The sequence below is a fragment of the Cellulomonas sp. P1_G12_2 genome (assembly GCF_056405535.1).
The window spans coordinates 478445-491155 of sequence record NZ_JBFUBX010000001.1 but is presented as its reverse complement, the minus strand read 5'-3'; the positions used below and the strand labels follow the sequence as shown (position 1 = coordinate 491155).

11 protein-coding genes are annotated in these 12711 nt (G+C 71.9%); 4 read left to right on the top strand and 7 right to left on the bottom strand.

Annotated elements, in window-relative coordinates:
- Window positions 1–30 precede the first annotated feature (30 nt).
- Window positions 31–1011: an NAD(P)H-quinone oxidoreductase gene (locus tag AC1DXT_RS02445; RefSeq protein ID WP_477059784.1), complete on the top strand. Its 981-nt coding sequence runs from the start codon at window positions 31–33 to the stop codon at window positions 1009–1011.
- Window positions 1012–1065: 54 nt separating this feature from the next.
- On the opposite strand, the gene AC1DXT_RS02440 is transcribed toward AC1DXT_RS02445, so the two are convergent.
- The gene (locus AC1DXT_RS02440) at window positions 1066–2295 is read right to left on the bottom strand and encodes an AGE family epimerase/isomerase (protein ID WP_477059783.1); all 1230 of its coding nucleotides are present in this window, start codon (window positions 2293–2295) and stop codon (window positions 1066–1068) included.
- Between the two features lie 73 nt (window positions 2296–2368).
- Here AC1DXT_RS02440 and AC1DXT_RS02435 point away from each other — a divergent pair, with 73 nt between their 5' ends.
- Window positions 2369–2905 (top strand): bacterial proteasome activator family protein, encoded by a 537-nt coding sequence (locus AC1DXT_RS02435; protein WP_477059782.1) that lies wholly within the window; start codon window positions 2369–2371, stop codon window positions 2903–2905.
- 8 nt (window positions 2906–2913) lie between these two features.
- On the opposite strand, the gene AC1DXT_RS02430 is transcribed toward AC1DXT_RS02435, so the two are convergent.
- The 6 genes from AC1DXT_RS02430 to serS form a co-directional block, all read right to left on the bottom strand.
- A complete protein-coding gene (locus tag AC1DXT_RS02430) occupies window positions 2914–3777 on the bottom strand; it encodes an EamA family transporter (protein ID WP_477059781.1) in 864 nt (287 codons plus the stop codon).
- Between the two features lie 29 nt (window positions 3778–3806).
- Entirely contained in the window at window positions 3807–4760 is a 954-nt protein-coding gene (locus tag AC1DXT_RS02425) for a carbohydrate ABC transporter permease (protein WP_477059780.1), read from the bottom strand.
- Window positions 4757–5746, bottom strand: a complete 990-nt coding sequence (locus tag AC1DXT_RS02420) for a carbohydrate ABC transporter permease (protein WP_477059779.1) — start codon at window positions 5744–5746, stop codon at window positions 4757–4759. The genes AC1DXT_RS02425 and AC1DXT_RS02420 overlap by 4 nt, the downstream gene beginning before the upstream one ends.
- 108 nt (window positions 5747–5854) lie before the next feature.
- Window positions 5855–7240, bottom strand: a complete 1386-nt coding sequence (locus AC1DXT_RS02415) for an ABC transporter substrate-binding protein (protein ID WP_477059778.1) — start codon at window positions 7238–7240, stop codon at window positions 5855–5857.
- A 223-nt stretch (window positions 7241–7463) separates the two neighbouring features.
- Window positions 7464–8261: an HAD family hydrolase gene (locus AC1DXT_RS02410; protein WP_477059777.1), complete on the bottom strand. Its 798-nt coding sequence runs from the start codon at window positions 8259–8261 to the stop codon at window positions 7464–7466.
- Window positions 8258–9523 (bottom strand): serine--tRNA ligase, encoded by a 1266-nt coding sequence (gene serS, locus AC1DXT_RS02405; RefSeq protein ID WP_477059776.1) that lies wholly within the window; start codon window positions 9521–9523, stop codon window positions 8258–8260. Before serS ends, AC1DXT_RS02410 begins: the two co-directional genes overlap by 4 nt.
- Window positions 9524–9596: 73 nt before the next feature.
- Here serS and AC1DXT_RS02400 point away from each other — a divergent pair, with 73 nt between their 5' ends.
- On the top strand, window positions 9597–10757 hold the full coding sequence (locus tag AC1DXT_RS02400; RefSeq protein ID WP_477059775.1) for a diacylglycerol/lipid kinase family protein: 1161 nt from the start codon (window positions 9597–9599) through the stop codon (window positions 10755–10757).
- 111 nt (window positions 10758–10868) lie between these two features.
- A complete protein-coding gene (locus AC1DXT_RS02395; protein ID WP_477059774.1) occupies window positions 10869–12710 on the top strand; it encodes a M48 family metallopeptidase in 1842 nt (613 codons plus the stop codon).
- Window position 12711: the final 1 nt, after the last annotated feature.

Genomic DNA, 12711 nt, shown 5'->3' with positions numbered 1-12711 from the left:
GCACAGGGCCTGCGGCGATACCGTACGGACGTGCGTGGGGTCGTGATCACCAAGCCGGGCGAACCGGACGTCCTCGCCGTCGAGGACCTGCCGGACCCCGTCCCGGGCGCCCGGGACCTMCTCGTGGAGGTCGTCGCCGCCGGGGTCAACAGGGCGGACCTGCTCCAGCGCGCGGGCCACTATCCCCCGCCGGACGGCGCGCCCGCGTGGCCGGGGCTCGAGGTCTCGGGGACCGTGGTCGCGCGCGGCTCGGACCTGGGGGCCGACGACCTCCAGGTGGGCGACCGGGTCGCGGCGCTGCTCTCCGGCGGCGGGTACGCCGAGCTGGTCACGGTGCCGGCCGAGCTGGCGCTCCGGCTCCCGGAGGGGCTGCCGCTCGTCGACGCCGCGGCACTGCCCGAGGCGCTCGCGACCGTGTGGTCGAACCTTCGGGCCGCACGGCTCTCCCCCGGGGAGAACCTGCTGGTCCGCGGCGGCTCGGGCGGGGTCGGCTCGATCGCGGTCCAGCTGGCGCACGTCCTGGGCACCCGCGTGATCGCGACGGCCGGGGGGCCGCAGCGCACGGCCCGCGTCCGCGACCTCGGGGCGGACGTGGCCCTCGACCACCGCGAGCCGGACCTCGTCGCGCGGGTGCGGGACGCCACGGACGGTCACGGCGTGGACGTGGTGCTCGACGTCCTGGGCGCCGGTGGCCTCGCGGACAACCTTGCGATGCTCGCCGACGACGGGCGCCTGGTCGTGATCGGCATGCAGCAGGGGCGCCGCGGGGAGCTGGACCTGTCGGCGCTGCTGACCAAGCGGGCCAGCATCCTCGGCACGATGCTGCGCTCGCGCCCGCACCATCAGAAGGTCGCGATCATGGACGGCGTCCGCCGCCACGCGTGGCCGTTCGTCGCCGACGGGTCCGTGCGTCCGGTCGTGCACGCGCGGCTGCCGTTCGACCGGGCCGGCGACGCCCACCGGATGCTGGAGTCCGGCGAGGCGTTCGGCAAGGTCCTGCTGATCCCCTGACGTCCGCACGATCGAGCGCCGGGACGACCGGAGGTGCGGACGTCCCGACTGGTGTCAGTCGAGCAGACCCGCGGCCAGGGCCGGGACGATCACCGGGGTCAGCGGCAGGCGCGGGATCAGCGTCGCCTGCACCGCGTGATAGAGGTCGGCCTTGCCGGCCCACACCGTGCGCGACACCTGGTTGTCGGTGCCGAGCTCGTGCCACCACGACCCGCCGACGCGGTCCAGGTGGTGCGCGCCGATGTACTCCCACCACTGCGTGTACGCGTCGTCGAACCGCTGCTCGCCGGTGGCGGCGTGCAGGGCCGCGGCCGCAGCCACGCCCTCGGCGGCCACCCAGTGCATCCGCTCGCGCACCACGGGCGCGCCCGACCAGTCGACCGTGTAGACGAACCCGGGGGCCCCGTCGACGTCCCAGCCCTCGCGCACGGCCGCGTCGAAGAGCGAGATCGCGTCCTCGAGCATCCAGGCGGGGGCGACGTCGCCGCGGGCGGTGATCGCGCCGCGCGCGTGCAGGGTCAGCCGCGCCCACTCCAGCCAGTGGCCGATCGTCGCGCCGTAGGGGCGGAACGGGTGCGCCGGGGTGTCCGCGTTGTACTCGAGGTCCGGCACCCAGTCGGCGTCGAAGTGCTCCGGGATGCGCCACTGGTTGCCCGCGGCGAACCCGTGCACGACGCGCTCGACGATCCGCAGCGCCCGGTCCAGCCAGACGCGCTGCCCGGTGACGTCGGCGGCCGCGAGGTAGGCCTCGACCGTGTGCATGTTGGCGTTCACGCCGCGGTAGCCGTCGAGCGTGCTGAACCCCCGGTCCCACTGCTCGACGACCATGCCGGCCTCGTCGTCCCAGAACCGCTGCTCGGAGACGGCGAGCGCCTCGTCGAGCAGCGCGCGGGCGCCCGGCCTGCCCGCGGCGGCGGCGCTGGAGGCGGCCAGGACGACGAACGCGTGCGGGTACGCGGCCTTGTCGGTGTCCCGCGGGGTGCCGTCGCGCTCGACCTCGGCGAACCAGCCGCCGTGCTCGTCGTCGTGGAAGGCGCCGGTCAGCGCGGCGAGGCCGTGGTCGACGAGCGCCGCGGACCCCGGGCGGCCCAGCAGGTGCCCGATCGCGTAGACGTGGGTCATGCGGCACGCGATCCAGAGCTCGAGCGGACCGTCGACCGCGGCACCGGCCTCGTCCTGGCGGGCGAACCCGCCGGGGACCGCCGAGGCCCGTCCGAAGTCGAGGAGCCGGTCGGTCTCGTCCTCGAGCCACCGGGCATGGGCAGGTGTGGTGAGCCAGGCCATGGCGCACACCCTAGCGAGCACAGAGAGCCTCCCGATCGCTGCGCTCAGGACCGGAGTCGGTGAGAATGCCCTGGTGACCGACAACGAGCCGCAGGACGCCGCCCCGACCGACGAGAAGCCGCGCGTGGTGGTGATCGACCCCGCCGAGGCCGACGACGACGAGCCCGAGGACATCGTGTCGCTGGTGGGCCAGCCGGCGAAGGTCATGCGCATCGGCACGATGATCAAGCAGCTGCTCGACGAGGTGCGCAGCGCCCCGCTCGACGACGCGGCCCGCGCCCGCCTGGCCGAGATCCACGAGCGGTCCCTGCACGAGCTCGAGGAGGGCCTCTCCCCCGAGCTCGTGGCGGAGCTGCACCGGATCACGCTGCCGTTCGTCGAGGACCAGGCGCCGTCCGACGCCGAGCTCCGGATCGCCCAGGCGCAGCTGGTGGGATGGCTCGAGGGCCTCTTCCACGGCATCCAGACCGCGCTCGTGGCGCAGCAGGTGGCCGCACAGAACCAGCTGAGCGGCATGCGCCGCCAGCTGCCGTCCGGTCCGGTGCCGGGCCTGGACGCACCCGCGACCGACCCCACCGGGCGGAACCCGTCCACGGGCCAGTACCTCTAGCCAGCACGTCAGGCCGGCGGCGGCGCCTCGTCCGTCGGCGGCTCCTCGCGGTCGAGCCCGGTCAGCACGATCGCGCCCGAGACCAGGAGCAGCCCGACCACCTCGAGCCCGTGCGGCACCTGCTGGAGCATCACGGCCCCGATCACCGCGGCCGTCGCGGGGAGCATCGCCAGCAGCACGGCGAACGTCGCGGCCCGGACGCGCCGCAGGACCACCTGCTCGAGCGCGTACGGGATCACCGACGAGCACACCGCGATCCCGACGACCAGCGCCGCCAGCTGCGGGTCGCGCAGCACGGGTCCGGCACCCCAGGCCAGGCAGGGTCCGAGCACGACCGCCCCCGCCGCCATGGCCACCGACAGACCGGTGATCCCGCCGGTCGGCGCGCGGGCCACCCGCCGGCCGAGCAGGATGTACGCCGCCCAGCAGGTGGCCGCGACGGCGATCGCCACGAGCCCGATCACCGCGTCCGGCCCGGTGTCCAGGCTCACCCCGGCGAGCAGGACGACGCCGATCCCGGCGATCGCGATGCCCACCCGGTCCCGCCAGCCGCGGCCCGTGAAGGCAGCGACCGCCACCGGGCCCAGGAACTCGATGGACACCGCGGTGCCCAGGGGCAGGTGGTCGATGGCGATGTAGAACGCCACGTTCATGACGCCCAGGACGACGCCGAACACCACGGCGGTGCGCAGGTCCTGCCGGGTGAACCGGGACCGCCACGGGCGTCGCCACAGGACCAGCACCACGGCGGCGACCGCGATGCGCAGCCACGCCACCGTGGCCGGGGCAACCGTGCCGAAGATGCCGACCGCGAGCGCCGCGCCCAGGTACTGCGTCAGCCCCGAGAGGATGAAGAGCAGGGGCGCGGGCACCGCCTCAATCTAGGCGGTGCCCGACGCCCTCAGCCCTTGACCGACCCCGCCAGCAACCCGCGGACGAAGTACCGCTGCAGCGACAGGAACACGATGAGCGGCACGACGAGGGCGATGAACGCGCCCGCCGACAGCAGCTGCCACTGCGACCCGCGCGTCCCGCTCAGCTCCGCGAGGCGCACGGTCAGCGGTGCCACGTCGGTGGTCCCGCCGGCGAACGTCAGCGCGACCAGCAGGTCGTTCCACACCCACAGGAACTGGAAGATCGCGAACGACGCGATCGCGGGCGTGAGCAGAGGCATGAGCACCTGGAAGAAGATCTTCACGTGCCCGGCGCCGTCCATCCGCGCGGCCTCGACCAGCGACGGCGGGATGTCCTTCATGAAGTTGTGCAGGATGTAGATGGCCAGCGGCAGCGCGAAGATCGAGTGCGACAGCCAGATCACCCAGAACGACCCGGCGATGCCCCAGTCCACGTACTGCGAGAGCAGCGGGATGAGCGTGACCTGGATGGGCACCACCTGGAGCGCGAACACCGCGACGAACAGGATGTTGCGGCCCTTGAAGTCGATCCACGCGAACGCGTAGGCCGCCAGGAGCGCGAGCGCGATGGGGATGATCACCGCCGGGAGGGTGATGACGATCGAGTTCACGAAGTAGGTCGCCAGGCTCGTCGACGAGCCGAACAGCGCCTCCTGGTAGTTCTCCAGGGTGAGCTCGAAGTTCCACGGCAGGGTCCACCAGCCGGACGTCCGGATCTCCGACCGCGGCCGGAAGGACGTGATGAGCAGGCCGAACGTGGGCACCGTCCACACGATCGCGATGAGGATGGCGATCAGCGACGTCCACGGCGAGCTGAGCTTGCCCTTGACGGCGGCCGCGCGGGCATCCGCACGGGACATCCGCGTGGGCTTGCGGGTGGTGTCGACCTCCTCCGGGTCGACGAGCGTGGCGGGGGGCAGCGGGGCCGAGGCGGCGGTCATCGGATCTCCTCCGAGAGGCGGAGCTGCCGGACGTTGTAGACGATGATCGGGATCACCAGGACGAAGAGGATGACCGCGAGCGCGGCACCCAGTCCGGCCTGCTGCGCGCGGAAGCTCTGCGTGTAGAACTCGTAGGCCACGACGGACGTGTTGAAGTTGCCGCCGGTCATGGTCCGGACGATGTCGAAGACCTTGAGCGTGCCCATGGCGATCGTCGTGATCACGACCACCAGCGCGGGACGGATGCTCGGCACGGTGATGAACCGGAACATGCCGATCCCGTGCAGCCCGTCGAGCCTGGCGGCCTCGGTGATGTCGTCGGGGATCGCCTTGATGGCCGCGGACAGCACGGTCATCGCGAAGCCCGCCTGGATCCAGATCATCACCGCGATGAGGAAGAACGTGTTCCACGGTTGGTTGAGCAGGAACTGGTACGGCTCCAGCCCCAGCCACACCAGGATCTGGTTGGCCAGGCCGATCTGCTGGATGTTGCCCTGGTTCGGCTTGTACTCGTAGACGAACTTCCAGATGATGCTGGCGCCCACGAGCGAGATCGACATGGGCAGGAAGATCAGGGTCTTGGCCAGCGACTCGTAGCGCGTCCGGTCGACAAGCACCGCGTAGATCAGCCCGATGGCCGTCGCGAGGATCGGCACCAGGATCACCCAGAGCATCGTGTTGCGGAGCACGGTCTGGAACTGGTCCTGCGTGAACGCCGTGACGTAGTTGTCGAGACCGACGAAGTTCTTGCTCTTGGAGTCGTACAGCGACAGCTTGATCGTGTTGAGCCCGGGGTACACCAACCCGAAGACCACGAAGATCAGGGTCGGGCCGAGGAAGCCGGCGACGACCACCCAGGTCGGGACCCTCTTGAGCTTGTCGATCCCGAAGAGGATCGCCCCCATGATGCCGACGAACAGCAGGATCGCGATGATCATCAGCGCGAACTTGTGTCCCACGGAGCCGGCTTCGATGAACCAGTCCATTCCTCACCCTTTCCCTCGTCGTCGAGGTGGCGCGTTCCGGACGATACGCCCGGAACGCCGGGATGGGGGCCGCCGAGCCGACGACCCCCACCCCGTTCCGTCAGCCGGTCAGGACGATGCCGGCCAGGCCGCCTCGATGTTGTCGAGGGTCTCGGCGTCGGACTGGTTCTCCGCGATCCACGCGGTCATCTGCTTCCAGAACGCGTCGGCGCCGACAGCACCGGGCATCTGGTCGGAGCCGTCGAACCGGAAGGTGTAGCTGTCGTCAGTCAGCAGGTCGAACGACAGCTTGTCGATCGGCGACTGCAGCAGCGCCGGGTCGAGGCCGCTGTTGGCGCTCAGCCAGCCCTGGCCGGTGGCCTCGGCCTTGGCGTTGGCCCACTCCGGGCTGGACAGGTACGCCTGGAACGCCTGGACCTCGGGACGGTCCGCGAAGGCCGTCACGAACTCGCCACCGCCGAGCAGCGGCTTGTCGTCGGCCGACTCACCGGGCAGGTAGAACGCGTAGACGTCGCCGTCCTCGGCGACCGTCAGGCCCTCGTCCCAGTTGGCCTGGTAGAAGTTGGCCGCGCGGTGCAGGAAGCACGTCTGGTCCGGGATGCCGTTCGCCGACTCGTTCCACGGGGCCGTGGCGATGGACTGGACGTCGCCCAGGCCGCCGTTCACGTAGTCCGGGTTCTTCAGGATGCTGCCCACCGTCTCGAGGGCGGACAGGACCTGCGGGTCGTTGAACGGGATCTCGTGGGTGACCCACTGGTCGTAGACCTCGGGGCCGGCCGTGCGCAGCAGCACGTCCTCCAGCCAGTCGGTGGCCGGCCAGCCGGTGGCGTCACCGGACTCGATGCCTGCGCACCACGGCTTGGCGTCGGGGAAGTCTTCCTTGATCTGGTCGGTGAGGGCGATGAGGTCGTCCCACGTGGTGGGGATCTCGTAGCCGTTCTCCTCGAACGCGGCCGGGGAGTACCAGACGAACGACTTCACGTTGGCGCCCAGCGGCGTCGCGTAGAGCGTGCCGTCGACCGTGCCGTAGTTGACCCAGCCCTCGGTGTAGTACTCGTTGGCGTTGTCGATGACCGCCTGCGGCGCCGCGACGACGGTGTCCGGGTAGTCGGCGACGATCGACGCCAGGAACCCGGGCTGCGGGATGTACGCGATGTCCGGCGGGTTGCCGGCCTGCAGGCGGACGGGCAGCTGCGCCTCGAACTCGCGCGAGCCCTCGTACTCGATGGTCGCGCCCGTGCACTCCTCGAAGGGGATGTACGAGTCGGTCTGCTGGACCGACTCCGGGTCGACGATCGACGTGTACACGCTGATCGACTTCCCGGACAGGTCGCCGTACTGCTCGAACGCTGCACAGTCGGCCGATCCGGTGGAGTCGCCACCGCCGCCGTCGCCGCCGTCGTCATCGCTCGAGCACGCTGTGAGAACCAGCGCGAGACTTGCCCCCGCCGCGGCCGCAGCCAGATAGCTGCGGCGCCTGCGTGTGCCGTTCATGAGACCTCCACGTCGTCATGCTCCGGTATGGCGCCGGCGTCTTCACCGGCACCCTTGCAAGCGATGCAAGTCGTTACGCAAAGCGGGCGCAACCGTAATGACCAGGCAATACGGTCACGATTGAGTTACAGGCTGACCTCGACGGTCCCGGACGACGGAAATCGTGCGGAAACGCCCTCGCCACGCACGAGATCGTCAGCGGCGTGGACGGGCCACGGCCACGTCAGACGAGGAGGCTGCGCAGGACCGCGAGGGCACCGTCGTCGTCGATGGTGCCGGTGACCTCGTCGGCCGCCGCGCGGACCGCCTCGGGCGCGTGGCCCATCGCGACGCCGCGCGCGGCCCAGCGCAGCATCTGCACGTCGTTGCCGCCGTCGCCGATCGCCACGGTCGCGTGCGGCTGCACGCCGAGGTGCTGGCGCACCTCCTCGAGCGCGCTCGCCTTGGACACGCCGCCCGGGGTGAGGTCCAGCCACGCGGACCAGCCGACGGCGTACTCGACCTCGTGCAGGCCCACGCGCTCGACGAGCTCGTGGAACTCCTCGGGCGTGCTCTGCGGGCTGCGGATGACCACGCGGGTGGCGGGCGTCGCGGTCAGCTCCTCCCAGGACACCACCTCGAGGTCGCCGGACAGCTCGCCGTCCGGGAAGTCGGCGGAGACCCGGAAGCCCAGGCCGAGGTCCTCGACGGCGAACAGGGCGTCGGGCAGCTCCATCGCGATGGTCCGCAGCGCGGGGCCGGGGTCGAACGTGACCACCCGGACGATCTCGTAGCCGTTCTCGGCGGCGGGATCGAGGCGGGCGGTGACCGCGCCGTTCGAGCAGACGACCCACCCCTCTGTCAGCCCGAGCTCCCGGGCCACCGGCGCGGCGGAGTGCACCCCGCGGCCGGTCGCCAGGACGATGTGCAGGCCGGAGTCACGGACCTGCAGGACCGCTTCGCGCACCTCGGCGGAGATCGTGCCGTCGTAGGACATGAGCGTCCCGTCGACGTCGAGCGCCACGAGGCGGCAGCGGGTCATCGCACCGGCTCCAGCACCTCGAGGCCGCCCAGGTACGGACGCAGGCCCTCCGGCACGCGCACCGAGCCGTCGGCCTGCTGGTGGTTCTCCAGGAGCGCGACGATCCACCGGGTGGTGGCGAGCGTGCCGTTGAGCGTGGCCACGGGCCGCATCGACCCGTCGGCCGTGCGCTCGCGGATGCCGAGGCGGCGGGCCTGGAACGTGGTGCAGTTGGAGGTCGACGTGAGCTCGAGGTACCGCTCCTGGCTGGGCAGCCACGCCTCGCAGTCGAACTTGCGGGCGGCGCTCGAGCCCAGGTCACCCGCGGCGGTGTCGATGACGCGGTAGGGCAGCTCGGCGAGGGCCAGCATCTCCTCCTCCCAGGCGAGGATGCGGCGGTGCTCGTCGTAGGCGTCCTCGACGGTCGTGTACGTGAAGGCCTCGACCTTGTGGAACTGGTGCACGCGGATGATCCCGCGGGTGTCCTTGCCGTAGGAGCCGGCCTCGCGCCGGTAGCAGGCCGACCAGCCGGCGTACCGCTTGGGGCCCTTCGACAGGTCGAGGATCTCCCCCGAGTGGTAGCCCGCGAGCGCCACCTCGCTGGTGCCGACGAGGTACAGGTCGTCAGCGGGCAGGTGGTAGATCTCGTCCGCGTGGGCACCGAGGAAGCCCGTGCCGGCCATGATCTCCGGCTTGACCAGCGTGGGTGTGATGACCGGCGTGAACCCGGCGCTCAGGGCCTTGTCGACCGCGGCGTTCAGGAGCGCGAGCTCGAGGCGCGCGCCGATGCCGGTCAGGTAGTAGAACCGCGCTCCGGACACCTTGGCGCCCCGCTCGGTGTCGATGGCCGCGAGGCCCTCGCCCAGCTCCAGGTGGTCCTTGACGGGGAAGTCGAAGTCGCGCGTCTCGCCCACGTACTTGAGGACCACGTAGTCGTCCTCGCCGCCCGCGGGGACGCCCTCCTCGACGACGTTCGAGATCCGGCGGCTCAGCTCGGTGGCGCGCGTCTCGGCGGCGTCGGCGTCGGACTGCAGCCCCTTGACCTGCTCGGCCAGGTGCTTGGCGCGGGCCAGCAGCGCCTGCTTCTCCTCGCCCTGCGCCTGCGCGACCAGCTTGCCCAGGGACTTCTGCTCGGCCCGCAGGGTCTCGAAGTCGGTCAGCGCGGAGCGCCGGCGCGCATCGGCGTCGAGCACCTCGTCGACGAGGTGGGGGTCGTCGCCACGCGCCACCTGGCTGGCCCGGACAAGGTCGGGATCCTCCCGCAGGAGCCGCAGATCGATCACCCAAGAACCCTACAGACCCGCGGGTGACCACCCGAACCGGAGCGCGCGGCCTGGTGGGCCGTAGATTCTGCCCATGACGTGGGAGGCGTGGGTGGCCGTGAGCGCGGCCGTCGCCGCGCTGTCCGCGCTCCTGCTGGTCCTGGTCCTCTGGTTGCGCCAGCGCGAGCTGCGTCGCCGGATCGAGTCGCCCCGCTCCGGGGCGAACGAGCGGGCGCTCCGGCTCGCGCGGGACGTGGACGAGACCGGGCAGCAGGTCGCGTTCGTTGCCAACCCCTCCAAGCCGGACGTCCCCGCGCTCCGGGCGGCGGTGCAGCGCGCGTGCGCGGAGCAGGGGCTGCCGGAGCCGCTGTGGTTCGAGACGACCATCGCCGATCCCGGCGTCGGGCAGGCGCGCAAGGCGATCGCCGAGGGCGCGGACGTCGTCGTCGCGATGGGCGGGGACGGCACGGTCCGGGCGGTGGYCGAGGGGCTCGTCGGCACCGGGGTGCCGATGGGACTCATGCCGCTGGGCACCGGCAACCTGCTGGCCCGCAACCTCGACCTGCCGCTCAGCGACCCGCTGGCCGCCATGCGGATCGCGCTCGAGGGACGGGACCGCACGATCGACGTCGGCTGGCTGCGGGTGCACCGGTGGGAGTCCGACCTCGACGACCCCGTGGCGGAGGCCGCCGAGGAGCTCCCCGACGAGCTCGGGCTCCCCCGCGACCACATCTTCCTGGTGATCGCCGGGCTCGGGTTCGACGCCGCGATGGTGGCCGACACCGACGAGCACCTCAAGGCCCGGGTCGGCTGGATCGCCTACTTCGTGTCCGGCATGCGGCACCTGCACGGGCGCCGCACCCGCATCCACGTCCGGCTCGACGACCAGCCGATGACGTCGACCCGCCTGCGCAGCCTGCTCATCGGCAACTGCGGAAAGCTGCCCGGCGGGATCACGCTGCTGCCCGACGCGCTGCTCGACGACGGCTGGCTGGACGTCGCAGCCATCGACACGCGCGGCGGGATCGCCGGCTGGGCACAGCTGTTCGGCGAGGTGGTGCTGCAGGGCGCCGGCGTGCGCAACGACCTCCCCGCCAAGATCGGCCGCATCGACCACACCCGCGCGCAGGAGGTCCGCGTGGTGGTGCAGGGCGGCGAGCACGTGCAGGTGGACGGCGACATCGTCGGCCGGGTGACCGAGCTGTCCGCGCGGGTGGACCACGCGGCGCTCGTGGTGCGGGTCGCCGCCACCTGATCCGGACGTCCGCGGGCAACCCCGTCATCCACCCACGCGGTGCTGCTCCCGACCGCTACGATCCCCGGCGAACGAGGCCGCGACGACGCGGCTCGCACCGGAAGGACCCCCGTGACCACCACCCTGCGCGCTGCCCTGTCGGCGGTCCTGCTGGCCGGCTTCTACATCGTGGCGCTGGCGATCATCGTCGGCATGGGGGCGCTCAGCTGGTGGGCGTTCCAGTCCGACGCGGAGGCTGCCGCCGCCAAGCTCGGCTTCTTCACGGCGGCCATCGCCGTCGGTGTCGTCGTCGCGCTGTGGAAGGTCGCCCGGGCACGCCCGGCGCCCGACGAGGGGCCGACACTGACGCCCGCCGACGCGCCCGCCCTCTGGGAGACCGTCCGCGAGCTCGCCGCCGAGGCCGGCACCCGCGCGCCCGACGACATCCGCCTCCTCCCGGACGTCAACGCGGCCGTCTCCGAGGACACCCGCCTGCTCGGTCTGGTCGGCGGCACCCGCCACCTCTACCTCGGGGTCCCGCTGCTGCAGGCGCTCGACGTGGGCCAGCTCCGCTCCGTGCTCGGGCACGAGCTCGGCCACTACTCGAACAGCCACACCCGTCTCGGCCCGCTGACGTACCGCGGCAAGCAGGCGATCGTCGCGACGCTCGAGCAGCTCTCCGGCAACGTCGTCGGCTGGTTCCTGCGCCTGTACGCGCACCTGTTCTTCGCGGTCTCGGCCGCGGTGAACCGGCGCCAGGAGCTGGAGGCCGACCGGCTCTCCGTGCGGATCGCCGGGCGCGCGACCGCGCAGAGCGCGCTGCGTGAGCTGCCCGTCGCGGACACCGCCTGGTCCTTCTACCTGCAGAACTACCTCGAGGACGCGTGGGAGTCGGGGTACGCGCCGACCGCGCACGGCTTCTTCGGCGGCTTCGGTCAGCTGGTCACGGCCCGGACCGCCGAGCTGGCCGAGATGCGCGACGACGCTCCCCCGGCCGAGCAGTCGCGGTGGGACAGCCACCCGTCCATCGCCGCGCGCGTCGCCGCGATGGACCGCATGCCCGACGTGGCGGTGGCCAGGGACACGCGACCGGCGTGGGTGCTGATCCCCGACTTCGAGAGGCACGCCACCGAGCTCGCGGCGCGTGTGGTCGACGTCGAGGGCCGCACCCAGCTCGACTGGGAGGAGCTGACCGCGACCTCCCTCGTGCTCTCCCGCCAGCGCACCGCGGACATCGTGTACCGCGCGGCGGCCCGGGTGGCCGGACAGCAGCGCGCGAACCTGGGCACGGTGCTGGACGTCATCGCCGGTGGCCGGCGCGCCGAGCTCGAGAAGGACCTCGGCACCGAGGGCGACCAGCTCGCGGACCTCGTGGAGCTGCTCGTCTCGCAGGCCGCCGTCCAGGCCGGGATCGCCCGGTGGCAGCACTCGTGGAGCGGCCCCGCCCGGCTGGTGGGCCGCGACGACCAGGTGCTCGACCTCGCGCCCGTCGCGAGCGCCGCGCTGCAGCCGGAGACGGTAGGGGCCGCTCGCGCGCGGCTGGCCGAGATCGGCGTCGATGTCGCCTCCACCGGCCAGGTCGCCGACACCGCCTCGGCCCACGGCGGCGAGGTGCTCGGCGGGCTGGCCAGCGTGAAGGTCGACGGCGCGAAGCACGACGTGATCGTGCTCGACATCGGCATGATCCTCGTGCCGACGCCCAAGAAGGACGAGTACGGCAAGGCGCGGATGATCTCGCTGCTGCAGTCGGGATCGGTGGTGCAGCTGGCGTCCTACCACCGGTACCTCGCCTACGAGCAGATCGCCACCGCCCGCATCGTGAAGCGGACGCCCCTGCAGGCCGAGCTGACCCTGCACGACGGGCGGACGGTGTCCCTCAAGGAGACGTGGACGGGCGAGACGCTGGACAAGGAGAGCTCGCTGCGGCTCCTCGAGCGCCTGCTCGCGTACGAGCCCGAGGTCGCGCAGCCCTGAC

Excerpts from the sequence above, each read along its gene's own strand:
- AC1DXT_RS02440 (WP_477059783.1), bottom strand. The coding sequence starts at position 2,295 with ATGGCCTGGCTCACCACACCTGCCCATGCCCGGTGGCTCGAGGACGAG.
- AC1DXT_RS02425 (WP_477059780.1), bottom strand. The coding sequence starts at position 4,760 with ATGACCGCCGCCTCGGCCCCGCTGCCCCCCGCCACGCTCGTCGACCCG.
- AC1DXT_RS02420 (WP_477059779.1), bottom strand. The coding sequence starts at position 5,746 with ATGGACTGGTTCATCGAAGCCGGCTCCGTGGGACACAAGTTCGCGCTG.
- AC1DXT_RS02415 (WP_477059778.1), bottom strand. The coding sequence starts at position 7,240 with ATGAACGGCACACGCAGGCGCCGCAGCTATCTGGCTGCGGCCGCGGCG.
- AC1DXT_RS02410 (WP_477059777.1), bottom strand. The coding sequence starts at position 8,261 with ATGACCCGCTGCCGCCTCGTGGCGCTCGACGTCGACGGGACGCTCATG.